Below are 21,843 nucleotides of genomic sequence, written 5' to 3' on the forward strand. Positions count from 1 at the left end.
CCCCTACCATTTTAATAAAATGACCCCCGCAATCATCATGAACACCCCGAACAACTGCATCCCGTTCAAGTTCCGACGCACCATTCCGAACCATCCACGCCAGTCGATGACGAGCGCGAGTGCCAGCTGTGCGATGAGGAACAAGGAAATTGTGAGCGTGACCCCGAGCTCGTGGACGGCTGTCATATTACTGAACAAGATAATCGCCGCAAACGCCCCACCTGATAAGTAGAGCGGGTTCACGTGACGCATCTCGATATACGTGCGGTCGCGTAACGCCAACATGACGAGGAGCGCGACGATGAATCCCGTGAACTGTGTCAACGTCGCCGCTTGAAACGTCCCAATCTGTGAACTAATTCGCGCATTCGCAACACTTTGTAACGTCAAAAAGAAGCCTCCGCTGATTGCAAACAACACTCCTCGCATCGTTTTCCCCCCTTAAGATAGACGAATCAATACAATCCCAAGCACCATGACGATCAAGCTCACGAGTTGAACACCGGTGACCGGGTTCTTCTTCGCTCCGAACCAACCGAAGCGGTCAATCAGTAAACTTCCACATAACAGTCCGACAATGACGATGATGACAGCAATCCCCGTCCCGACAATCGGAACGATCAGGACGTTTCCTCCGATGAAGAGCGCCCCGATGATCCCACCGAGCCAGATCCACCACGGTTGACCTTTCAATCGTCCGAGCGGAATCGGTTGACGCGAGACGAGCAAGATGAGTAAGAGCGCCATCGTACCGACAACGAAAGAGACCAATGCCCCTTTCAGAGCCGATTCGAGCACCGTTCCCAAATAGCCGTTAATGGCCGTTTGCGTGGCACTCATCATTCCTGTGAAAATTCCAAACAGTCGCCAAAGGTTCAGGTTCCCGGTGTCCGTTTCCATGGAGACGACCAGCTTGCCTCTTCGGCGGTTGAGCCAGTCGGATAAAGCCACCGTTCCGATGACGCCAAGTAAGACGAGCACGACCCCGAACAAGCGTAACGCCGTGATCGGATGCTCAACGGAGTTGAACCAACCAAAATGGTCAATCAACAACCCCATTAAAATCTGTCCAAAAATCGGCATGATGACCGTCTGGACACTTCCGAGCCTCGGGAACAACAAGATATTCCCCGTTAAAAATAAAACACCTAACAGTCCACCGATCCACATCCACCCTGGACCTTCCTGAATCACCGAGCTATCAAACCCGAATGACTGTCCGGTCAAAAGGAGTAACAGAAATAAAAAGATGGTCCCGACGGTAAACGATAAAAACGATGCGACGAACGGGGAGCCGACCACTTGGCGCAAACGAGAGTTCACACTTGTCTGCATCGGTAGCAAAATCCCAATCGTCAATCCAATCAAAATAGCTAACATGAACGTCTTCCTCGATTCTTCTACTAGTTCTCTATACATTGTCAGCTTACGCCTCGACACCCAAGAAGAAAAGGACCGATGTCCTCAAATAAAAAAACGAACCCTTTTCAGGTGTTCGTTTTGGACTCATGAAAACGCTGATCGCGTGCTTCACGCAATTCTTTCCCAAGTACGTGATGCACATCGAACTTGTGAAGCTTTTGATTGATGATGTATGGTGCCAAAATCGACAGCCCACCGATCCCGAATAACCCGGCAATAGCAACGACGGGCGACAACGAATCAGCATAATAGGCGGCTAGTAGGCAGATGGTCGAGACGAAGCAGAGCCACTGGATCCCAAAGTCTGTATACACCAGACGTTGATAACGGGCATCCTCGTTAAAGGTAAGAAGCAGTTTTGTCTTCCGCCACTCGAGACAGAGATACGGAAAAAAACTGATGAAGACGATGAGCGGAGCGTACAGTCTGTACTGCGCAGCGATGAGGAATGTCATCACGACGGTCGCGATGGCGACGCCCCACCGCCAACGCCAATGACTGTCATCCTGTTTGAGCAACTGTTCAATTCGCTTTTCTTTCGTCAGCATATGTACTCCCTTCGTAAGATCGATAGTGCTTCGTCACCTCATCCCGTGTCGGTTGGTCCGGGTCGGCTTGTCGTAATTGCCGGACGGTCTGATAGTGGGTCCATGCTAGCAGGACGATACCTAGACCAATGATGCCCAGGACGATGAAGCCTAGACCGATTGATGAAACCTCAAGGCGACTGAGAAGGACCATTCCTGTGACCGCTCCAATCCAGTAAGAATAGAGGCGATATAAACGCTTCGTGAGCGACTGGGCTTTTCCGGACGTCATGGTTTGCAACTGTTTACTTTCTTGACGTGTGAGATACATGAGTCCAGTCGCTGCTAGCGTCGACCCGATCCCCCATATCCACCATGTGTCAAAACCGAGGACGAAACTGTTACAGACAATGAGGGCCGCTGTGAGCCATATGCTCGCATTTTGATGCATTTTCCGATATGCCCCGATATATTGAATTCGTTCTTGTTTTATCATGACTCTTTACGACCTTTCCTTGAAAAATCATCTAACGCACGTTTCAAACGCTCACGATTTGACCGGGTCCATTCGCCAGATGTGACGTGGTGCTCATCAAGCGCGGACTGCTTTCGGTCAATCCAACGTGGAATCAATATGAGACACGATCCGCCGATGAGGAGCGTCCAACTCATCCACGGTAAGAGATCGATTCCGTTGAAATGCATCGTAATCAAAATCAGATACCACATCAAACTGATCAACATGACAGTAAAATTCATTCGTAATAGACGATGATAGCGTGTCGATTCGTTGAAGGATTGCTGTAATATCATCTTTCTCCATTCAAGCCATGTCGCATAAAAAAGTGCGACACCTGGCAGGAGAATGCTATACGGACTCCATGTCGACAGAAAATAAATCGATACGCCTAACATGACTGCACTTACGATTATATTCAGACGGGTGAAGCGCTTCTCAAACTGCTCAATCTGTCGAAATCGTTCGGCTTTGTCCATGGTGTCACCTCAGTCTTTTACGAAGTCGAGTTTGATTTCGCGGCGCATCGGTTGTTCCGCGTCATACTCGGAAATCTGTCTGTCGAGCATCTTCTGTACGAAGTGCAATAAGATGACTCCACTTAAGAAGACGACGAATAGCGACCATCCCGGCCAACCGATTAGAACGATGAATGGAAAGAGGATGGCTAATAAGACGAGTAGCCCCATTTCCGATACATACTGCCAATCGATGATCCGTTTGGCTTGTTCCACATTCGTTAACTTTCTGACGAAGCGACGTTCTCGTCCGATGACGTAAAGCATAATCGTGAGTGTGAACGCTAACGGGATGGTGTACATCGGTTCTCCGTTAGACTGAAGCGTGAGAACGACAAGTCCTCCTATTAGGATTGCAAGAATTGAGCGCAACAAAAGCCAACGCTGTTGATAACGATAAATCGTATTGATCCGTTCTTGTTTGTTCACTTCATTCATCCTTTCAGAATCGTCGAATCTCACGACGTGTCGGTTGTTCCGGGTCGAGCCAGCGGATTTGTTGATCGAGCTTCTCTTGAGCCCATAAGATATAAAACAATGCCCCACCGATGAGAACCACAGGAATCCAAGACCATTCCATGATTCGAATGGCCAACGGATTCACCAGTCCGAGCAATGCGATAAAGAGGAAGTCCAGATGATACTGCAGTGTCACGACACGTTTCACCTGTGCTTGCTCCGACAATTGACTGATCGCCTCTGCTTCATTCGAAAAGAAGTAACGCGTCGCAAGTAACACCCCACCGATGATGGCGAACCCAATCCAAATGTTCCCGTCCGTTCGCATGAGGAAGTAAACCGCAAGACCTGCCGGAAGCGCTAAGAGTAAGCGTTGCAGGAGTCGCTTTCGATTTGATTGTTTGATTGTATGTAGTCGTTCTTCTTTGTTCATCTTAATTCACCTCTTCTTCCACTATACGGGATGAGCATGAGAAAAGTTCCGTTATTTTACAAATTAAAAAGGAAGAGCCTAATCGCTCTCCCTTCTCACTCATCCTTGTTTGGCTTGATAACGCTCCATTCCTCTAACCGCATACTCATGATCGAGCTCTGGTGTTAAGCCTGCGACTGTCACCGTACCGATCATCCCGACACCGTTCACGCGGATCGGAAGCGTTCCTCCGATGGCCTGATAGTCGTTCGCTGGTAACAGTGAATTTGTATCGTGTGAAAGACCCGACTCTTCAAAACGCTTCGCGATGAAGTGCGAGCTACGTTGATAGTGGTCCGTCACCCTTTTCTTCCGGAACAACCACATGTAATTCTCTTCTGTCGTTCCTTCCATCAAATGCGTGAAGACCGGGATACGGTTCTTTTCGATATGAACGGCGACGTTTACCCCATCCTCTTTTGCCAAATCGATAATCGTCTGACCGAGTTGAAGTGCTTCCTCGTGTCCGAACGTTGAAAGTGTCAATTGTTCCTCTTGTGCTTGAAGTTGTGTTGTATTCATCATAATCTCTCCTTTTGTTTGTTGTAACTGACCATCGCAAGAAGTGACGCGAGTAACGCCATCCCTGCTCCGACAAAGGCGGTATTCAATACGTCTGAGACGGCGAGGACGACACTACCGAGCGTCGAACCGAGGGCGATCCCAATATTGAATGCCGAAATGTTTAATGCCGATGCCATTCCTTTCGCCGACGGGACGTATCGTTCCGCGAGCTGAACGATGTGTGTCTGTACACCGGCTGACATCATGAACGCTACGAGTCCGAGAAGTGAAATGGCAACAAGCGCCAAGAATTTCTCCGGTAATAGGACGTATTGCAGCGCTAAAATGACTGCTTGAGCAAGAAAGACGAAACGTAAGCCTTTGAGCGGCTCCTTATCTGCGATTCGTCCTCCGATGATATTCCCGATAGCAACAAACACGCCGTATAGTAACAGAATCCACGTGATGCTCGAGCTCGCATACCCACTGACACCCGATAAGATTGGTGCCATGTAGGTGAACAGGACGAACGTCGCCCCGAACCCGAGGATCGTCATTGTGAGTGCTCCTAATATATGAGGATTCTTCACGAGCGCTCCGATATCACGAAGGGTTGTCTTTTCTTCGGTCTGCTGCTTGTCTTGTTGCACAGATGTGAGAATCGCAATTAATCCAATCACACCGAGCGCAGCGACGACACCGAACGTGGTGCGCCAACCGAACGACTGACCGACCCAAGTCCCGAGCGGAACGCCTAAAATCGTTGCGACCGTGAGACCTGTGAACATGATGGAGACGGCAGTCCCTTGCTTCGTGGGTGGAACGATTCGTGTCGCCACAATCGTCGCCATGGCGAAGAATAATCCGTGTGCGACAGCAGTCACGACACGAGACACCATCAACCATTCATAGGTTGGTGCGATGACGCCGAGGGCATTCCCGATCGTGAACACGACCATCAACCAAACGAGCAAGCGTTTTTTGTTCATCCCGCTGAAGACGACCGCTAAAATCGGTGTCCCGATGGCCAATGCGAGTGCGTAACCGGAGACGAGACTCCCAGCCGTCGTCAACGAGATGGCTAAATCATCCGCGACCGTCTCGAGCAGACCGACGATGACAAACTCGGTCGTCCCAATGGCGAAGGCACTGATGGCCAACGCGAACAAGGCGCGGTACATCTGTTTCGTCATAATGAATTCCTCCTGAATTATTGAATGAAGGAGGTGATGGCTTGACTATACTGCTGAAGGACTTTACTGAGCTGACGGTCACGCTTTTTCGTCAACCGTGAACTCGGACCCGAGATGGCGAGTGCGGCGATGACATGACCGTCACGCATAATCGGGACCGCGATACAACGCAGTCCGATTTCGGCTTCTTCGTCATCAACTGCGTACCCTTGTTCATGGATGGCACGAAGATGATAGGTCAACAACTGACGATCGACGAACGTGTGCGCCGTCTTTTGAACAAGTTCGAGTTCCGTCATGACACGCTGTAACGACGACTCGTCCAAGAAAGCGAGAATCGCTTTTCCGAGCGCGCTTTGATGCGCCGGCGAACGTTCTCCGACTTCCGTGTGACTTCGAATCGAATGCGTTCCATCCACGACCTGTGTGTTGACGACATTTGTACCATGCAAGATGGCGACATATACCGTTTCGCCAGTTTCTTCACTCAACTGTTGGAGCGGAGGCACGGTATACCAGTTCGTCACCGTATCAATCGGTGCTTCGACCGATTCGAGCTTGTTACCTAGGCGATAGCCGTCTTCCGTCTTCTCCACATAGTTCAACTGCTCGAGCGTATACAGGAGACGGAACGTCGTCGTCTTGTTATAGCCGGATGCTCGCATCAGCTCGGTCAATGTCATCGATTCATTCACCCGAATCAAATCAATCAAATGTAGTCCTTTTTGCAGTGTGGTCACCATGTATGCTTCCATGTTGAATCACCTCATGTCGCTTATCATAAGCAGAATGTATTGTTACTTCAAAGATACCCAAAAAAGTTTCGATATATGAAACCATAATAAAAACCCGTCATTATGTTGACGGGTGTAGTAAAGATTAGCGGACTGGGTCGATGATGGTACTCTCACCATATACAGCTTCCCAATCCGATACAAATTGGGAAACGCTCGATGTCGTAAGTGGGTGGGCCAACAACTGATCCATGATGTCAGCATTCACCGTGACAGATTGTGCACCCGCTAGCGCGACTTCATGAACTTGTTGATTATTTTTAAATGATGCTGCGAGTATTTTCGCATCGAGCTCATGTTGGTTAAGCATCGTTTGAATTTGGCGAACGACAGCAACGCCATTCCCGCTAATATTATCGATTCGGTTGACGTACGGTGCGAGGAATTCCGCGCCTGCCATCGCAGCCATCAGTGCCTGATCAGCCGTATAAATGGCTGTCGCTGTAATACGGAACCCTTCACGTGACAGCCACTTCATCGCTTTAATCCCTTCCGGAATGACCGGAATCTTAATGACAAGTTCTCCACCAATTTTCTCTTTTAAATATTTCGCTTCGGCAACCATTGTCTCCGCCGTTTGACCGAGAACTTGGACGTGAAGATCAGCTTCCATTCCAATTACGCTACGAATTTCCTGTAACAAAGGAAGAAATGCCGTCTTCTCTTTTGAGATGATTGTCGGGTTTGTCGTGACACCTGCCATCGGATAATAGTCAAATGCCTTTTTGATTTGTTCAATGGATGCAGTATCTAAATAATATAACATGTGGGTTCCTCCTAAATTTACAATCCACCGACAACAACGTCGAATTCATGTTGATTCATTGTCTGTTGAATTCTACGTACCTCTTCGTCTGTCGGCGGTTCTACTTCTTTCAACTCATATTCACGATCTAAATATTCATATTTTCTCCGACCATATTGATGGAATGGGAGCAAATGTACCTCTGGCAATGAGAACTGTGATAAGTACGCCGAAATGGCGCTTACATTTGTCGAATCCATCGTATAGCCCGGAATGAGGGGAAATCTCGGAATGACATGCATTCCTCGTGCAATCAGTAATTCAAAGTTTCGTTGAATAAGCGGGACGTTAGCATGTAACATTTCTTTTGCACGATTAACATCCCATATTTTAAAGTCGAATAGCACCGTGTCTAAATATGGCACCATTTGTTCTAACCCTTTGGTTGGCCCTTGTCCGCTCGTTTCAATCGCCGTGTGAATCCCTCTTTTTTTCAAACCTTTCAAAAGCTCAACTGCAAAGGGCCACTGTGCCAACACTTCTCCACCAGACAAGGTCACGCCGCCACCTGACGTCCGAAAAAACATGTAATCCTTTTCTACCTCTTCAATGACTTCTTCTACACTCATATATTTTCCGAATGTTGTCCAAGCACCTGTAGGGCAATCCGCCTCGTTGAAACTACATTGTCGACAATCGATACAGCGATCTACAATAATCGCCTGTTCCGGTTCAAGTGTTTGGGATTCAGGGTTGGCACACCACGGGCACTTGAGCGGACAACCCTTAAAGAAAACTAGTGTACGAATCCCGCTCCCGTCGTGTATGGAGTAACGTTGAATGTTAAAAATCAACCCTTTCATCGAATTCCCTCCTTATAAAACGTGCTCTGCCCGATCGATAATATCGTCTTGTAATTTTTTGTCCAATTCGACAAAGAAGGCGCTGTACCCGGCAACTCGAACGATGAGCCCTGTATAGTCCTGCGGATTAGCTTGAGCTTTTAATAACGTTTCTTTCGTCAATACGTTGAATTGAACGTGTTGAATTTTCAACTTTGTAAACGCCATTAAGAAATCACTAAACTTCTCAAGCCCCGATTCATCTTGAAGTGCAGACGGTGTAAACTTCAGGTTGAGCAGGCTACCATTCACCGTTAAATAGTTATCCAGTTTGCTGACCGTTTTCAGCACAGCTGTCGGTCCTAACTGATCGCGTCCGACCATCGGTGACAACCCACCATCGGCTAACTGTTCGCGCGCTTTTCGTCCGTCCGGTGTCGCACCTACGGCCTCACCGAGCGGAATGTGAGCCGATACTGTATAAGCGCCGGCTGTAAAAACACCACCTCGTGCATTTTTGTACCGCTCAAGTTGCTTCGCATAATGCCGAAAAACGCTCGCTGCAATATCATCAATCTCATCGTGGTCGTTTCCATACTTGTTGTAGCGATGAATGAGGCGAATACGTAACTCTTCTTGTTCAGGTGACTCAAAATTTTGTTCCAATGCATCGAGCAATTCGTCAAAAGTGATTCGTCTCTCTTCAAAGACAAGTTTTTGTAGCGCATACAGTGAATCACTTAAATTTGCCTGTCCGATTCCTTGAATTCCTGAGAAGTTGTATGTGGCACCACCTTCCGTCACATCAAGACCTTTCTCAAGGCACCCCTCAATAAGTGTCGATAAAAATGGTGTCGGTGCGAACTCACGATGACCCATATCGACAATGTTTGATCCTTCGGTGACGAGCGCAACATAATGATCAATATTGAATTCAATTCGTGACATCACATCTTCAAACGTAATATCCGGTTTCCCACGCAGTTCGTGAAGGGAAATTTCCATCACTTTTAACAAGTTAAATAAAGCGATATCGTGTAATCCGTATGTTTTTCCAGGAATCGTGATTTCTACACAACCAACAATGGCATAGTCACGTGCATCTTCAAGAGCTACTCCTTTTGATAAAAATCCAGGGACGATCACTTCATCGTTAAATAATTGTGGAATTCCTGTACCTAGCCGAATCGTTTGTGCTGTATCTCGTAAAAATGTTCTCGGTATCCATTCATTTGTTCGAACTGACAAGTTCGGCTGAGGGAGCTGAATGTCTCGATATGCTTCTAGGAACAAATGAGACAATGCGTTAACAGAAGAACGACCTGTGATTGTCAGCCCTCCGAGCGCCACTGTATATCCGGTCGGGAAACCTGCAAAATACTTGGCGCTGTTTTCACTACGAATGAGAACGACATCGTTTGTTTTTACAAAGAAGCATTCTAAAATTTCTTTAATCGCTTCAATAGACATCCCTTTTGCCACATCGTGCTCATAATATGGATATAAATATTGATCCATTCGACCGAGTGATAAGGAGGAGGCGTTCGACTCATACTGACCGACAAGACAAACAAACCACAGTAACTGAGTCGCCTCTAAAAAGGTTTCCGGTGGTTGTACTGCTATTTTTCTGCAGACTCGTTCAATTTCTTGCAACTCTTTCTTACGATCCTCAGTTGCATCATTTGCCAAACGTGCCGATTCATCTGCATATCTCAAAATATGGTGTTCCATAGCCTCAAAAATGAGAAGACTTGCTTGATAAAATACTTTCGAACGCGTTTCACTTTTTGCACGAAGATCATCCTGAATACATCCGATGCCTCGTTCTAAAATATAAGGGAAGTCCATAATGATGTGACCTTGTCCCTTGTCAGTTTGATTGAGTTTAAAAATATCACGGGAGACAGCTTCTCTCACCGTCGGATTGATTTGACCATTGATGAAATCTTTCATTGAATGTTCTTTCCAATACGGGAACAGAACATTTCGATAAATTTCTTTATCTTCTTCACTTATTTCAAATCGATCTTGTGGACGAACATGGATTGTATCAAGCTCTTCTAAAATCCAGTATGGATCCATTTCTGGAGAAATGATTCCCGAACGAGGCAATACGGTCCGATTCCCGACAATCAGTTCGTGATTACGGATTGAAATATTCACGTTATTCAATATATGAGCTGTCGCTTTCGCTCGTCTCAGTATGATCGGTTCTCCCTCTGTCTCACGATAACTTTCTGTATATAACAGAGCACGCTCAATTGAGACATATCGCTTCTCACGAAACAATTCTTGCTTTAATTTCTCTATGCGTTGATTCACGTCGTTTCACCTCATCTTCCTTAATAAAGAGAAGGAGAGAGCCACCTCCCTCCCCGCTCTCTTATGCCATCGATTTCGACCCTAATTTTTTCTCGAGTTGAGCCATGATTGCATCTGCTTTTTTGATACAGTCTCCGGCACTCAAACGAACGATTGGTTTTCCTTTAAAACGCTCTTCATTTTTGATGGCCACATTATTCGTTAGAATGACTGCGTCCGCTGCCTCGATATCAGTTGCTTTTAGTTCATTTTCAATTCCAATTGACCCCTGTGTTTCAACGAGAATCTCGATTCCTGCTTTCTTTGCTGCGATGCTCAACGCTTCTGCTGATAAATACGTATGTGCCACTCCAGATGGACACGCTGTTACCGCTACTAATTTCATGATATATTCCTCCTTTTAGGCTGTTAGTGCTTCCGTCAAGAAGCTCTCAAGTTTTGTTTTGTCTTGTGCTGTACGAAGTGTTTCTTTAAAGTCATCATGCATTAATTTTCTTGATAATGCGGCGAGTATCCGTAAATGCTCGTTCGACGCTGCTGCTTTAGGAACAGCAAGAAGGAACACTGCCTCGACAGGATCGCCATCAAGTGATTGCCAGTCTAATGGTTTTTTCAATCTCGCAAATACGACAGTAGGTTCTGACACTGCACAACATTTGCCGTGCGGAATCGCAATTCCGAAGCCAATCCCAGTCGTACTAAGAGCTTCACGTTCCAATACGTTATTTAAAAATGTGTTGTAGCACTGATCTTTCGTTTCATTACATTGAGCACTCCGTTCTTCAAGAAGAAATGCGCAAGATTCATACGTATTCAATCGATTCTCCGACAGGACGAGTTTTGACATTTGTTCAATCGCGTCTTCTTTCGTCTCCACATCAAGGTCCAATTGAATCAAGTTTTGGTTAATGAGTAATGCCATGTTTTCCACCTGCTTTATTTTTATTGATTACGAGACCATAGTCTTCAATCGCTAAACGCATCGCTTGTTGCGTCGATAAAAACGAGACTCCAAATTTTTTAGCTTTCGATGCATCTAGGCGGATGTCTCGAGGAAGTTCTTGATATTTCTCTTTATCTTCTATTAAAAGAGACGCCGCGCGATCTCCTAGTCCCATTGTCTCTAGTAAATATTCGACCGCTTCGTATCGACTCATCGTATTTTCACTTCCAAAATGGTATGTCCCATAAGGTAAAGTGAATACTTTTTCAAATTGCGAAATCATGTCATAGACGTATGTCATACCACGAAACTCTCGCTTTGATGCGGAAATAGGTTCATCGTTTAACACACTAACAATCGTGTCCCAAAACAGATTATTCACCATACTTTGTTGTCGCTCAGGAAAACCAAACATCCATGTGAAGCGGATAATCCATAACTCATCGATAATTTGCTTCAAATGCTCTTCCGCTTCCAATTTGTTTTGACCGTAAACCGTATCGGGTTGAGCTAAATCGTCCTCACGATACGGACCTGGTTCACGGTTCCCATTAAAAACTTGTTCGGTACTGAGAAAAATCATCTTTGCTGATACTTCCTTAGCGGCCTCTGCAACATTGACTGCGCCTTGAACATTGATGCGGTGAGCTACCTCTGGATGTTCATTACAAAAATCTGTTACCGCAATCGCCGCAGCATGAATCACGTAATCCGGACGCAATTCTTCTAAGAAAGCAAATACACTCTGACGATCTGTAATATCCAGCTCTTCTTTATCCGTAATAACCCATTCATAGTCATCGTGATAGAAGGAGGCAAGTCGCTTACTAAAGAACCCTTTTCCACCTGTCAGTAATATCTTTTTCATACATGTACTTCCTTTCTCACTGTCACTTCATCAACTGATGTATTCGATGTCGAAATCAAGTTCCTCGTTACTGTCATCTGCTTTCGGCGCTTCCAGTACCACATCTTTTTTCAATGCGATTGCCACCCCAGCCGTCACTGCCATACCAATCGCAACTGAGATCAAGAAACCAAGGACATTCCCAACAACCGGAATCATAATTAATCCCGCCCAAGCGACTTGACATGTCACACCAAACATATATGCGGATGCAGCGCCTGCTGCCGACCCAAGCATCGTAGCAGGAATAATTCGAAGTGGATCATTCGCGGCAAATGGAATTGCACCCTCTGTGATCCCGACCAAGCCCATTGCAAACGCACCTTTACCTGCTTCACGTTCCTCTACTGTAAATTTGCGACTTGCAATGAATGTCGCAAGAGCCAAACCGAGAGGTGGTGTACAAACCGCAACCGCTGAAGCACCGGCATACGTATAAATTCCTGCACTTACAGTCGCGACCGCAAAGGTGAAGGACACCTTGTTGACAGGTCCGCCTAAGTCAAATCCGGTCATGAGCCCACAGACGATACCGATTAAAATTTTGTTGCTGTCACTAAGGTTTGTTAAGAACTGCGTTAAATAGTCCATGACACCTGCTATTGGTGCTCCGACAACAAAGAACATAAATGATGCTGTGATCAACGTGCCTAAAATCGGAATGATAATGATTGGCATAAGAGAAGCAAACGCTTTAGGCAGTTTAATCTTTTTAATGTAGTAACATACGAGTCCAGCGAGTAATCCCGATACGATTCCTCCTAAGAATCCAGCTCCTGTCGAACTTGCAATCGCACCTCCGATAGCTCCTGGTGCTATACCAGATCGGTCAGCAATTGAAAACGCAATGTAAGCAGAGAGAATCGGAACCATAAAGAATAATCCTTGCGCACCAATATTGAACAAATCATTCAATAACGTTCCTTCTGTCGGAACCCCTCCTTCACCGAACAGTGCGACTGATGCAGCTAAAATTACTCCGCCTGCAACGACAAACGGAAGCATGTACGATACCCCGGTCATTAAGTGCTTGCGTGTTTCTTTAAAAATGCCGATAAATTCATTCCAAGCAGCATTCATTGTATTTCTCCTCCTTAATTCGATAATGATTTAGTGTCCACAAAAGAAAGCCCTTACATTTTGGCGTTTAAAAAAACGAGGCACCTCCTCTAAATATTTTTATTGTTTATTATTGTTTTTTATTACTTTACACTGAAATCATATTATCTTTTATTGTGAAATACAACACATAATCACATATTTTTATTTGACAACTTATTGAATTTGACCTGTGACAAAAGACCCTCAAAGGTTTTTCCTTCGAGGGTCTCTCATGTTCAAATTAGGACGACATTCGATTTCGCAAGTGTACGTTCAATCTTTTCGTCTGTTTTTTCATCCGTGATAATCGCTTCAAATTGATCGATAGAAGCAAATTTGTAGTTCCCATCCCGATTAAATTTCTCAACTTCGGCGACGAGATAGGTCTTTCTCGAGGAATGAATAATTGCTTTTTTTGTCATCCCATCTTCTGCATCATACGTATAGACACTATTGTCGAACACATCCATTCCGACTGTTCCAAGAAAAGCGAGGTCGAACTTATATTCCGCAATCGATTGAATCGACAAACTGCCGATAAAGCCATCACAATGCGTATTCAAGTGCCCTCCTATCGAAATGAGGCGTGCTGACTCGCTACCATTAAATTCACGAATCACATCTAGCATGTTCGTGACAATCGTGACACGTTTTCCTGCTCGAATAATCTCTTTTGCAATCTCAATGTTTGTCGTCGAGATGTCCAAAAAGAGCGTGTCCCCGTTTTGAACGAGGTCAATCGCCTTCTGAGCGATTTTACGTTTCGCTTCCAGATTACTCTCTTTTCGTCGTACTACTTCAAACGTGTGTGTGTTGACTCGAATCGGTACCGCACCACCGTATGTTCGCTTCAATAGTTCCGCTTTCTCCAATTGCGCAAGGTCTTTTCGAATACAATCTTCAGTCACGTGAAATAGACCACTCAACTCTTTTACTTTGACAGCCCCTGCTGAATTCGTCATTTCAACGATACGTCGATGCCTTTCTTCCGCTAGCATAGAAATCAATTCCTCCTTCACAATTTTTCAAGAATGTCTCAATCGCATCCACAACGAACTGATGATCTTCCTGTTGAGACAAACCAGAGACAGTGATGGCTCCTACAACGCCAACTCCGCTCAATGTTATCGGAAAAGCCCCCCCTGCGGCGACATGTTCATTTGGGTCAACCCCATATTTCACCGCAAGATTTGCCTGCTTTTGTTTCATCAATAAAGACATGTAGTAAGAACTCTTATAAAAATGATACACGACGTTCTCTTTTCGTGAAATCCATTTTTCATTATCCGGACTAGCCCCATCTGCAGACCAATAGAATAATTGACGACGATTTACAGTGATCCGAATCGCAATATTGAGTTCTTGCTCTACAGCCCGTTCATACATCCAATGACCAATCCTCATCGCATCCACACTCGAAAAGCGCGAGAAGACGAGCTGCTTTTCCTGATGCACTATTTGGTCCATCAATACTTCTTCTGAAGAATTCATACCTCACCTGATTTCATATTTTTTAGGATTGACACTGATTCAATTAGACTGTACGATGTCATCGAAACAATTGTCAACGATAACAAACAATAAATAACAATAATGAGGTGTATGATGAAAGACGTTCAATTCGCTATCATTGGCTTTGGCTCAATCGCCAAAACACATATGTTAAGTGTTTCACAAGCAAATTTGCAGCACCGACTTCCTTATACGTTATCCGTCCGTTCTATCCTGTCTCCATCTTCTCCACCAACTTTGCCAAACATTCATGCTTTTGACACTTTTTCAGAAATGATTATGACGCGCCCCGCCTTCATCGACATTTGCACGCCAAATCAGTATCACCGAGACTATGTTGAGTTAGCAGCTGAATATCAAATACCGGTCTATTGCGAAAAGCCACTGGCCCACACCTTAGAAGATGCTAAGCAAATGGTCGAATTAACAAAAATCCATCAAATCCCGAATGCAGTCGCGCTTATGTATCGCTTTCTCCCCGCTGTCCAGCTATTGAAAGAAGAGCTCGAAAACGGGACAATCGGACGTATGATTCGCTTTAAAACAGCAACGTACCACTATAGTTATTTGAGTGACAAAAAATCCGGTGTATGGCGAACGACTAAAGAAAGTGGTGGTGGCGCCTTGTTGGACCTCGGTGTGCATCTCGTCGATCTCGTTCAATACATCGTTGGCGACATCACTGAGGTGAAAGCACATACGCATACACATTTTAAAGAGCGAAGTGAGGTCGATGAGTATGCGCAGTGTCATGTCATCGCCAATTCGATTCCCGGTGAAATTGAGGTATCACGAATTTCAGCCGAACAAGATTCACGCGACATATTCGAGGTGTTTGGAGAAAAGGGAAGTCTTCGTGTCAATTTGAAGAACGGTTATGAAGTAGATTGGTTTGATGCTGAGAGTGGCTCAACGAAATCATTGTTCCCTTCTAACGAATTACTAGAAAGTGTTCATTTCCCGCCACTCCGGGCCAGTCTCGGCTTCTTCCAAAATGCTCACACAGCCTCTTTACTTGCATTTTCGAACGCGGTAATTACTAATACACCATCTCCAATTGCAGCCACGTTTGAAGATGCTTACAAAGCACAAATCGTTATTCATAATGCTTATTTAAGTGCACGACCACAAACGGTTTGAGGTGGATTACCTCAAACCGTTTTTACTCTTCAGTCATTAGTTGGGCGATTCGCTCTGCCGACCGTAACGCCCCTTCGATATGTCCTCCGAACTGCGCATCCGTCTCCGAACCGATCAAATGGAGGCGGTCTCCGAGCTCGATTGGACCATAGGCCGGGAATGCCGTGAGCGGCATGAGGTCGTCAGATGTCGCCGTCTCAGATTCTGCCGACCAGTCCATGTAGTGAAATCGCAAGAAGTCATTCGCTTTTGGACCATATAACTTCTCTAGTTGTTCGATGACACGTGTCTTCACTTGTCCTTCCCCTAGCGCTTCTCGTTCTCCCGGTGACAGACGGAAGAATCCGAATAGCGCCCCTTGACCGTCAATCTGTGAGGCGTCATGAATCTCTTGGAGCGGACCGACCCAGCTCATCCCAAAGCCAGACAGACCCTCTTCTCGCCAGAACGGTGTCTCGTATACAATCAGCGCCTTCGCCTGAGATGCCATCCACGTCGGAGTCGTTTTGAGTGCATTCCGTGTCGAAGCTGGCAATTCAGGCTCGATTGTTAGATTGGCGACAAGGCGTGGAGGAAGTGCAAGAATCACGTCATCCGTGTGATGCACCGACCCATTTTGGAACGTCAATTGGAGTTGGTCTGACTGTCGGTCGATGGACGTGAGACGATGTCCGAGATGTACGATGTCAGCGGGTAACTTCGCGTATAGGGCTTCCACTAAACTCGTCATCCCACCGACTAAACGTTTCGATCGGACGATGCTTTCCTCCGGCAACACATGTCGTTCCGGCGCAGTCGTCGTCTGGCGTTCGAGCACCATCTCTCCTGTCGTATGTTGAAGGAAAGACTCGAGTCCGAGTGTATCTACGAGTTCCGAGATCGTCTTCTCCGTATCCGGCCAATACCATGTCGGTCCTAGGTCATAGCCTTCCTTCGTGAAGATGCGTCCTCCGACTCGCTCACGTGCCTCAAAGACTGTGACGTCATATCCTTTTTGGTGGAGTTTGGTCGCGGCATAAAGCCCGCTGACACCAGCTCCGATAATGGCGATTGATTTCATTGTAAATTCTCCTTTGTCGTCCGTCTCTCCTCGATTATACTGAGTTAGATGATTGGATCTGTTCTAGAAAGGACGACATCAATTGAAAAATATGTTCTATTATCTCTTCTTCCCTTATATCGTATTGATGCGCATCCTGTACCGATTTATTCGGACAGAGAATGGGATGACTTGGGCGATGTGTCTCGTTTCACACTCTATATGGTTTCTATTTTTATTCGATTTCATTCAATGGTCGATTTTAGTCGAGTCTGTTATCGTCCTTTACGTAATGAGCGCTCTATACACGCCCCAACTCTACTTTGAGACGGACGTAAAGCGAAGACGACCGAACGGTTACATCCCGATTGAGGAAAGACATCGTTAATTCCAGTCTATTTTATTCAAATAGTCTAGAAGCTGTTGATTTGTGATGTCATCTTGTCTCAATAGTGTTTCCCCTTCCTCTACTCGCAGATCTTCCGGGAAATAGAGTTTTAGAATCGCCAAGCACGCTTCTACAGTCGTCGCAAAACTCTTGTCCTTCACGTTAATGGTCAAATACCAACCTCGAATGACACGCTTCACGATGGAGCGCTTCTCCAGATGAGACATCTGTCCACGAAGTAATTTGGACTTAGCTGTTTCAATGGCGGAAACTAAATCCTGGTTCAATGCCTCACTTACAAGAGCGTCCGGCTTCATGAGTGGGAATTGAGTCGAAACATCTTCCCCGTAAACACACGTACAAAGATGTCTTAGCCAAAAGCCCCATTCAAAACGGTTCGCTGAATCCAGTGCCACATCCAGACGACCGATATCGTAGTCGATTTTGATGACTTCCGGATGTTCCGTTAGTAATTGCTCCGTCTGCTCCACCAATTCCGTTGCATCGACATCCTCATGCACGAGCACCGTCAAATCGAGATCCGATTTACCAGCAACAGCCGTCCCGCGACCGATGCTTCCGTATAGGTATATGCTATGTAGCTGTTCATCGAATGCTTCTTTCACCAATTCGATTGCTTTGAAGAGCACCACTTCAAATTCAGGTTGCACGTGATGGATGGATGTTTGGTTCATGACGTAACCTGCCTCGTCCGTTCCAAGTCGGGTCGGACACTTCAAAGAACGCTGTCGATTTGTTGAATTCATTCTGATCAAGACCTCTTTTCTATGTGCTTAGCCTACCGAATGTCTGATATAAAATGCTACTGTCGCCCCTGTCACGATGGATGTATTTGGAAGTATAATGGAGTGTACAGGTAAAGGAGGAAGTTCTCGTGAATATCATCATCAGTTCATTATTCGCAAGTCTTGCGTTTTTCTTACCCATCATCGCCATTGTCTTCGGAATTGTATGGCTTGTCAAAGTGGTCAATCGATTTGAAAAACGCGCAGCAGAAAAACTTGAATTGGAGCGTCAAAACACTGAACAGTTTCGAGTGTTAATTGAACGTCTCGATCGAATCGAACAACAATTGGACTCGAACACAAAACGCAGCTGACTCAGGTCAACTGCGTTTTGTCTTATATCGAGCCATATCTGAATAGGTCACATGTTCCGGGTCATGTTGCTTCATCCGCTGATCAACATGTCTGGATATCATCGACACAACGAACATCGATAAGAACGAAATAATCGTGAAGCTATATATTTCGGTAACGATGATTGCAATCGCAATCCCAATATTTAAAAGCACGACAATCAGCGCGCAAATCAACTCAAGCCACACGATATGACGATATGCAACGTCCTCATTGAAACGTAGCAACGTCTGTGTGCGTTTCCACATCGGAAGCATCAAAAGGAGTGGAGCGAGCAATACACTTCCAAACAATGTTTGAATAGCGGTGAGCCACCCTAACCACCAAACCAGCAATCCACTCATAATAAAAATCACGGAAAAAATGAAACTCAAATGAATGGCATGAATATGGCTTCGACTTAACTCATCTAGACGTTCCTCGTGTGACATCGTTATCTCCTTTTCACTCAATTGATTTTCTATGGCTACAATCGATTTAATTAAGCTTTATTCTGCTTCATCCGTCTCCAATGCACAAACGCATTCGCAAACCAAATGATTGTTAATAGTGGGAACATGACGTTCATCCAGTTTGCACGTTCTATGTGGAATAAGGGGATCGCAAGAAAGAGAACCAAACTCAATATGCCTGCTCCAAGATACATGACGAATAGCAATCGATGATTCGACTTCATCGTGAATCTTCTGCACTCAAAATCGGATACTTCACTGCGTTTTTCACAAGCTTGTCTTCAATCGCTTTTGAAACATCGATGTCAGCAGCATGAGCGAATGTCAACGCGTAAATCAACACGTCAGCAAGCTCCTCTTCCATCTCCATCTTTTTCGTCTCAAGCGCTTCTTCACTCGAGATCCACTGGAATACTTCAAGTAACTCACTCGCCTCAAGCGATAGGGAGAGTGCCAAGTCTTTCGGGTTATGATGAAACGCCCAGTCACGCTCATCACGGAATTTAATGACCTCGTCCATTAATCGTTGCACTTCGTTCATGTTCTCCACGTCCTCATTCACAATTTTGCTCTCATTAAACATAATTCCATATTACCAAAAGATGGCACTTTATTATGCTTTTTTCTGTTCACATATGCTCCTAATAATTTTTGTAAATGATAAATAATACGGACTAAAAAAGAATCGCCTGAGAACGGGCGATTCTTTTCATATACACTCATTTATGTTCCGCCGGTGTCCAACGCTCCTGTTCACTCGACGTAGGATAATCAATTCCATCCGGATAGGCAATCAGCTCGATGAGCGATCCCCATGGTGCCTTCCCATACACACCTTGGTTATTCCCATTGTCTTCGACACCGGCTAACGGATGCGGTTTCGACAACAACTGTCCACCTGCACGTTCAAAGCGCTGAGCCGCCTCTTGCATATCATCCACATAAATCGCGAAATGATGTAAACCGTACGATGAGATTCCTGTCGGTTCGGTTTCATTTACTCTTGCGACTTGAAATAACTCGATAGACGGTCCTGATTTGATTTGAAGCAGCCGCATATGGATAATTTGTTGTCCGTCTGGTAAGTCCAGTTGCTGCTCCGCCTCTTTCCCTTCCATCGGCTCATCTTCTGGACGTTGTACGTCGTAGCAAATCTCAGCGTGGAACGCATCTTTCAAAAAAGTAGTTGCCTCCTCAATAGAAGGCACCGTCATTCCGATGTGATCAATTCCTCTGTTCATGATGAGTCCCCTTCCATTGTTGACGGATCCGATCCATCCACGTCATAACATCCCGTGAATAAAGTCGCGTCTCGTCAGATTCACCAGAAATGACACGATGCATCGCGTCGATTTCATAGCGTAATGCCTGCTCCGTCTCCCCAAGCTGAACGGTCTCAACCGAGCCATCTTTCGTATACGTGATGGTCGCCTCCGTTGCACGAGGAAACGAATTGACGGTAATGTACCCGTCTTCTCCAGCGACTACGCCTTGCTTCGGTAACTTCGTGCGCATCGCAAGGGTAATGTTCACCATTTGATCAGAATCCGTACGAAGGATCGTACTTGATTGTTCATCGACCCCGGTTTTGTATGGCTTCATTGTCGTCAACACGTCCACTACTTCTTCGTCTAAGAAATTTCGAGCGAACGATAAGGCGTACGTTCCGATATCGAGCATCGCACCCCCAGCCAATTCTGGATTGAAGAATCGGTTAGACGGATCATCTTCTTTATAACTGCCGAACGTCACATGAATCATATTGACTCGTCCGATTGCACCTTCCTGAACACGCCGTCTCAACTCTTCAAAGAGCGGCATATGATAAATCGTCATCGCTTCGAGCACAATCACCCCTTGATCATCAGCCAGACGTTGAATGTTCTCCAGCTCTTCACTGTTTAGTGTGATGGCTTTTTCGCAAAGGACATGTTTTCCATGTGCGATGGCTTGTTTCATCATCGAATAATGGAGGTGATGAGGTGTCGCCACGTAGACGATGTCGATGTCAGGTGAAGACAACATCTCATCTAACGTTTGGTACACATGTCTCACACCATATTCTTGCGCAAATTGTTCAGCTTTTTCTACATCTCGTCCCCATACCCCGTAGGCAATACCATCTGATTGTGCGAGTGCTTGAGCGAATTCTGTCGCAATCGCACCTGGTCCAATGATTCCCCATCGCTTCATTTCACTTCCCCCGTTTCTGTTGAATAGACGACTGTATCGTGATCCGATGCAACGATGACGTGCGTGACGACATCTGTGAACAAGGACGTATCAACCACGCCACGTACTTGAGATAACTGGTGATGCACCTCAATTGGATCTTCAGACGGGTGGACGACCACGTCGAGTAATCGGTTTCCGTTCATGGTCACCAAGGCCCCATCACTGTTCAAACTTTGACGAACTTGTAGAGATTCCACCCATGGGAGCTCTCGGACTTTCTCGCTCACATAAGTGAATGCTTGTGGAAGAACCTCTAAGACAACCGGATGATCAAACGTCAATCGTTCAACAAATTTAGAATCATCCACTAGTAGTACATACCGCTGCGCCATTGTCGCAATGAGTTTTTCTTCCGTATGAATCCCGCCTCCACTCTTTAAGGCGTGGTGTCGTGTATCAACTTGGTCACAACCGTCAAAAGCAAGGTCAATCAGCGAGACATCCCCCGTCTCGACAACCCGAAGCCCTTTTTCCAGACAAGCACGTCGTGTGACAAAAGAAGGTGTCACGATTGTCACGTCCAGTTCATTCGCATAAATCATATTGATGAGGTGTTGAATCGTACTGCCACCCCCAAGACCGATTGTCATCCCCGATTCAATCCAAGGGAGCGCGGCTTCCGCACACTTCTCTTTCACATCCATCTGT

The 21,843-nt window shown here is 45.8% G+C and carries 29 protein-coding genes and 1 pseudogene; 3 read left to right on the top strand and 27 right to left on the bottom strand.

Going from position 1 to position 21,843, the window contains the following annotated elements; all coding sequences use genetic code 11:
- Positions 1-3: 3 nt before the first annotated feature.
- The 19 genes from KNO99_RS11600 to KNO99_RS11690 all read right to left on the bottom strand — a co-directional run bounded on the left by KNO99_RS11600 (position 4) and on the right by KNO99_RS11690 (position 14,736).
- Positions 4-429: a DMT family transporter gene (locus KNO99_RS11600; protein ID WP_214748705.1), complete on the bottom strand. Its 426-nt coding sequence runs from the start codon at positions 427-429 to the stop codon at positions 4-6.
- Positions 430-441: 12 nt separating this feature from the next.
- On the bottom strand, positions 442-1,419 hold the full coding sequence (locus KNO99_RS11605) for a DMT family transporter (protein ID WP_214748709.1): 978 nt from the start codon (positions 1,417-1,419) through the stop codon (positions 442-444).
- Between the two features lie 68 nt (positions 1,420-1,487).
- Positions 1,488-1,970: a hypothetical protein gene (locus tag KNO99_RS11610; RefSeq protein WP_214748712.1), complete on the bottom strand. Its 483-nt coding sequence runs from the start codon at positions 1,968-1,970 to the stop codon at positions 1,488-1,490.
- On the bottom strand, positions 1,945-2,445 hold the full coding sequence (locus KNO99_RS11615; RefSeq protein ID WP_214748715.1) for a hypothetical protein: 501 nt from the start codon (positions 2,443-2,445) through the stop codon (positions 1,945-1,947). Before KNO99_RS11615 ends, KNO99_RS11610 begins: the two co-directional genes overlap by 26 nt.
- The gene (locus tag KNO99_RS11620) at positions 2,442-2,945 is read right to left on the bottom strand and encodes a hypothetical protein (RefSeq protein ID WP_214748718.1); all 504 of its coding nucleotides are present in this window, start codon (positions 2,943-2,945) and stop codon (positions 2,442-2,444) included. The genes KNO99_RS11615 and KNO99_RS11620 overlap by 4 nt, the downstream gene beginning before the upstream one ends.
- Positions 2,946-2,954: 9 nt before the next feature.
- The gene (locus tag KNO99_RS11625; protein ID WP_214748722.1) at positions 2,955-3,413 is read right to left on the bottom strand and encodes a hypothetical protein; all 459 of its coding nucleotides are present in this window, start codon (positions 3,411-3,413) and stop codon (positions 2,955-2,957) included.
- Positions 3,414-3,426: 13 nt separating this feature from the next.
- Entirely contained in the window at positions 3,427-3,876 is a 450-nt protein-coding gene (locus KNO99_RS11630) for a hypothetical protein (RefSeq protein WP_214748725.1), read from the bottom strand.
- Between the two features lie 99 nt (positions 3,877-3,975).
- A complete protein-coding gene (locus KNO99_RS11635) occupies positions 3,976-4,437 on the bottom strand; it encodes a heme-binding protein (RefSeq protein ID WP_214742961.1) in 462 nt (153 codons plus the stop codon).
- Positions 4,437-5,612, bottom strand: coding sequence for an MFS transporter (locus KNO99_RS11640; protein ID WP_214748728.1), 1,176 nt, complete (start codon positions 5,610-5,612; stop codon positions 4,437-4,439). Before KNO99_RS11640 ends, KNO99_RS11635 begins: the two co-directional genes overlap by 1 nt.
- 17 nt (positions 5,613-5,629) lie before the next feature.
- Positions 5,630-6,367 carry an IclR family transcriptional regulator gene (locus KNO99_RS11645; protein ID WP_214748732.1) on the bottom strand — a complete coding sequence of 246 codons (738 nt, stop codon included), beginning with the start codon at positions 6,365-6,367 and terminating at the stop codon, positions 5,630-5,632.
- Between the two features lie 124 nt (positions 6,368-6,491).
- On the bottom strand, positions 6,492-7,172 hold the full coding sequence (locus KNO99_RS11650; RefSeq protein ID WP_214748734.1) for a fructose-6-phosphate aldolase: 681 nt from the start codon (positions 7,170-7,172) through the stop codon (positions 6,492-6,494).
- A 17-nt stretch (positions 7,173-7,189) separates the two neighbouring features.
- Positions 7,190-8,014, bottom strand: a complete 825-nt coding sequence (locus KNO99_RS11655; RefSeq protein ID WP_214748737.1) for a [formate-C-acetyltransferase]-activating enzyme — start codon at positions 8,012-8,014, stop codon at positions 7,190-7,192.
- A gap of 12 nt (positions 8,015-8,026) precedes the next feature.
- On the bottom strand, positions 8,027-10,318 hold the full coding sequence (locus KNO99_RS11660) for a formate C-acetyltransferase (protein WP_214748739.1): 2,292 nt from the start codon (positions 10,316-10,318) through the stop codon (positions 8,027-8,029).
- A gap of 61 nt (positions 10,319-10,379) precedes the next feature.
- Positions 10,380-10,703, bottom strand: coding sequence for a PTS fructose-like transporter subunit IIB (locus KNO99_RS11665; protein WP_251131046.1), 324 nt, complete (start codon positions 10,701-10,703; stop codon positions 10,380-10,382).
- Between the two features lie 15 nt (positions 10,704-10,718).
- Positions 10,719-11,240: a PTS sugar transporter subunit IIA gene (locus tag KNO99_RS11670; RefSeq protein ID WP_214748741.1), complete on the bottom strand. Its 522-nt coding sequence runs from the start codon at positions 11,238-11,240 to the stop codon at positions 10,719-10,721.
- On the bottom strand, positions 11,224-12,129 hold the full coding sequence (locus KNO99_RS11675) for an SDR family oxidoreductase (RefSeq protein WP_214748745.1): 906 nt from the start codon (positions 12,127-12,129) through the stop codon (positions 11,224-11,226). Before KNO99_RS11675 ends, KNO99_RS11670 begins: the two co-directional genes overlap by 17 nt.
- A 30-nt stretch (positions 12,130-12,159) precedes the next feature.
- Entirely contained in the window at positions 12,160-13,248 is a 1,089-nt protein-coding gene (locus tag KNO99_RS11680; RefSeq protein WP_214748748.1) for a PTS fructose transporter subunit EIIC, read from the bottom strand.
- Positions 13,249-13,505: 257 nt separating this feature from the next.
- Entirely contained in the window at positions 13,506-14,267 is a 762-nt protein-coding gene (locus tag KNO99_RS11685) for a DeoR/GlpR family DNA-binding transcription regulator (protein ID WP_214748750.1), read from the bottom strand.
- Positions 14,233-14,736 (bottom strand): heme-degrading domain-containing protein, encoded by a 504-nt coding sequence (locus tag KNO99_RS11690; protein WP_214748753.1) that lies wholly within the window; start codon positions 14,734-14,736, stop codon positions 14,233-14,235. The genes KNO99_RS11685 and KNO99_RS11690 overlap by 35 nt, the downstream gene beginning before the upstream one ends.
- Before the next feature lie 138 nt (positions 14,737-14,874).
- On the opposite strand from KNO99_RS11690, the gene KNO99_RS11695 reads away from it, so the two are divergent.
- Positions 14,875-15,921, top strand: coding sequence for a Gfo/Idh/MocA family protein (locus tag KNO99_RS11695; RefSeq protein ID WP_214748756.1), 1,047 nt, complete (start codon positions 14,875-14,877; stop codon positions 15,919-15,921).
- Between the two features lie 22 nt (positions 15,922-15,943).
- On the opposite strand, the pseudogene KNO99_RS11700 reads toward KNO99_RS11695, so the two are convergent.
- Positions 15,944-16,990, bottom strand: a pseudogene (locus KNO99_RS11700) (flavin monoamine oxidase family protein); the annotation flags it as partial.
- Between the two features lie 73 nt (positions 16,991-17,063).
- On the opposite strand from KNO99_RS11700, the gene KNO99_RS11705 reads away from it, so the two are divergent.
- Positions 17,064-17,348, top strand: a complete 285-nt coding sequence (locus KNO99_RS11705) for a hypothetical protein (RefSeq protein ID WP_214748762.1) — start codon at positions 17,064-17,066, stop codon at positions 17,346-17,348.
- On the opposite strand, the gene KNO99_RS11710 is transcribed toward KNO99_RS11705, so the two are convergent.
- Positions 17,345-18,115, bottom strand: a complete 771-nt coding sequence (locus KNO99_RS11710; protein ID WP_251131047.1) for a nucleotidyltransferase domain-containing protein — start codon at positions 18,113-18,115, stop codon at positions 17,345-17,347. The genes KNO99_RS11705 and KNO99_RS11710 overlap by 4 nt on opposite strands.
- Before the next feature lie 128 nt (positions 18,116-18,243).
- Here KNO99_RS11710 and KNO99_RS11715 point away from each other — a divergent pair, with 128 nt between their 5' ends.
- Positions 18,244-18,468: a hypothetical protein gene (locus KNO99_RS11715; RefSeq protein WP_074032549.1), complete on the top strand. Its 225-nt coding sequence runs from the start codon at positions 18,244-18,246 to the stop codon at positions 18,466-18,468.
- A 6-nt stretch (positions 18,469-18,474) separates the two neighbouring features.
- Here the strand turns inward: KNO99_RS11715 and KNO99_RS11720 are convergent, their stop codons facing one another.
- The 6 genes from KNO99_RS11720 to rpiA form a co-directional block, all read right to left on the bottom strand.
- Positions 18,475-18,939, bottom strand: a complete 465-nt coding sequence (locus KNO99_RS11720) for a hypothetical protein (protein WP_214748765.1) — start codon at positions 18,937-18,939, stop codon at positions 18,475-18,477.
- Positions 18,940-18,989: 50 nt separating this feature from the next.
- On the bottom strand, positions 18,990-19,184 hold the full coding sequence (locus KNO99_RS11725; RefSeq protein ID WP_214748768.1) for a hypothetical protein: 195 nt from the start codon (positions 19,182-19,184) through the stop codon (positions 18,990-18,992).
- Positions 19,181-19,501, bottom strand: a complete 321-nt coding sequence (locus KNO99_RS11730; protein ID WP_214748770.1) for a nucleotide pyrophosphohydrolase — start codon at positions 19,499-19,501, stop codon at positions 19,181-19,183. The genes KNO99_RS11725 and KNO99_RS11730 overlap by 4 nt, the downstream gene beginning before the upstream one ends.
- 178 nt (positions 19,502-19,679) lie before the next feature.
- Complete coding sequence (locus KNO99_RS11735; protein ID WP_214748773.1) at positions 19,680-20,201, bottom strand: VOC family protein; 522 nt, start codon at positions 20,199-20,201, stop codon at positions 19,680-19,682.
- Positions 20,185-21,153, bottom strand: coding sequence for a Gfo/Idh/MocA family protein (locus tag KNO99_RS11740; RefSeq protein WP_214748776.1), 969 nt, complete (start codon positions 21,151-21,153; stop codon positions 20,185-20,187). The genes KNO99_RS11735 and KNO99_RS11740 overlap by 17 nt, the downstream gene beginning before the upstream one ends.
- Positions 21,150-21,839 (bottom strand): ribose 5-phosphate isomerase A, encoded by a 690-nt coding sequence (gene rpiA, locus KNO99_RS11745; RefSeq protein ID WP_214748779.1) that lies wholly within the window; start codon positions 21,837-21,839, stop codon positions 21,150-21,152. Before rpiA ends, KNO99_RS11740 begins: the two co-directional genes overlap by 4 nt.
- Between the last annotated feature and the right edge of the window lie 4 nt (positions 21,840-21,843).

Origin of the sequence: Exiguobacterium sp. s189 (assembly GCF_018617615.1) — a bacterium.
Classification (GTDB): domain Bacteria; phylum Bacillota; class Bacilli; order Exiguobacteriales; family Exiguobacteriaceae; genus Exiguobacterium; species Exiguobacterium aestuarii_A.

Bases quoted from the DNA above. Each gene is read 5' to 3' on its own strand.
- KNO99_RS11600 (WP_214748705.1), bottom strand. From the start codon at position 429: ATGCGAGGAGTGTTGTTTGCAATCAGCGGAGGCTTCTTTTTGACGTTA.
- KNO99_RS11605 (WP_214748709.1), bottom strand. From the start codon at position 1,419: ATGTATAGAGAACTAGTAGAAGAATCGAGGAAGACGTTCATGTTAGCT.
- KNO99_RS11610 (WP_214748712.1), bottom strand. From the start codon at position 1,970: ATGCTGACGAAAGAAAAGCGAATTGAACAGTTGCTCAAACAGGATGAC.
- KNO99_RS11615 (WP_214748715.1), bottom strand. From the start codon at position 2,445: ATGATAAAACAAGAACGAATTCAATATATCGGGGCATATCGGAAAATG.
- KNO99_RS11620 (WP_214748718.1), bottom strand. From the start codon at position 2,945: ATGGACAAAGCCGAACGATTTCGACAGATTGAGCAGTTTGAGAAGCGC.
- KNO99_RS11630 (WP_214748725.1), bottom strand. From the start codon at position 3,876: ATGAACAAAGAAGAACGACTACATACAATCAAACAATCAAATCGAAAG.
- KNO99_RS11635 (WP_214742961.1), bottom strand. From the start codon at position 4,437: ATGAATACAACACAACTTCAAGCACAAGAGGAACAATTGACACTTTCA.
- KNO99_RS11640 (WP_214748728.1), bottom strand. From the start codon at position 5,612: ATGACGAAACAGATGTACCGCGCCTTGTTCGCGTTGGCCATCAGTGCC.
- KNO99_RS11645 (WP_214748732.1), bottom strand. From the start codon at position 6,367: ATGGAAGCATACATGGTGACCACACTGCAAAAAGGACTACATTTGATT.
- KNO99_RS11650 (WP_214748734.1), bottom strand. From the start codon at position 7,172: ATGTTATATTATTTAGATACTGCATCCATTGAACAAATCAAAAAGGCA.
- KNO99_RS11655 (WP_214748737.1), bottom strand. From the start codon at position 8,014: ATGAAAGGGTTGATTTTTAACATTCAACGTTACTCCATACACGACGGG.
- KNO99_RS11665 (WP_251131046.1), bottom strand. From the start codon at position 10,703: ATGAAATTAGTAGCGGTAACAGCGTGTCCATCTGGAGTGGCACATACG.
- KNO99_RS11670 (WP_214748741.1), bottom strand. From the start codon at position 11,240: ATGGCATTACTCATTAACCAAAACTTGATTCAATTGGACCTTGATGTG.
- KNO99_RS11675 (WP_214748745.1), bottom strand. From the start codon at position 12,129: ATGAAAAAGATATTACTGACAGGTGGAAAAGGGTTCTTTAGTAAGCGA.
- KNO99_RS11680 (WP_214748748.1), bottom strand. From the start codon at position 13,248: ATGAATGCTGCTTGGAATGAATTTATCGGCATTTTTAAAGAAACACGC.
- KNO99_RS11685 (WP_214748750.1), bottom strand. From the start codon at position 14,267: ATGCTAGCGGAAGAAAGGCATCGACGTATCGTTGAAATGACGAATTCA.
- KNO99_RS11690 (WP_214748753.1), bottom strand. From the start codon at position 14,736: ATGGACCAAATAGTGCATCAGGAAAAGCAGCTCGTCTTCTCGCGCTTT.
- KNO99_RS11695 (WP_214748756.1), top strand. From the start codon at position 14,875: ATGAAAGACGTTCAATTCGCTATCATTGGCTTTGGCTCAATCGCCAAA.
- KNO99_RS11710 (WP_251131047.1), bottom strand. From the start codon at position 18,115: ATGAATTCAACAAATCGACAGCGTTCTTTGAAGTGTCCGACCCGACTT.
- KNO99_RS11720 (WP_214748765.1), bottom strand. From the start codon at position 18,939: ATGTCACACGAGGAACGTCTAGATGAGTTAAGTCGAAGCCATATTCAT.
- KNO99_RS11725 (WP_214748768.1), bottom strand. From the start codon at position 19,184: ATGAAGTCGAATCATCGATTGCTATTCGTCATGTATCTTGGAGCAGGC.
- KNO99_RS11730 (WP_214748770.1), bottom strand. From the start codon at position 19,501: ATGAACGAAGTGCAACGATTAATGGACGAGGTCATTAAATTCCGTGAT.
- KNO99_RS11735 (WP_214748773.1), bottom strand. From the start codon at position 20,201: ATGAACAGAGGAATTGATCACATCGGAATGACGGTGCCTTCTATTGAG.
- KNO99_RS11740 (WP_214748776.1), bottom strand. From the start codon at position 21,153: ATGAAGCGATGGGGAATCATTGGACCAGGTGCGATTGCGACAGAATTC.
- rpiA (WP_214748779.1), bottom strand. From the start codon at position 21,839: ATGGATGTGAAAGAGAAGTGTGCGGAAGCCGCGCTCCCTTGGATTGAA.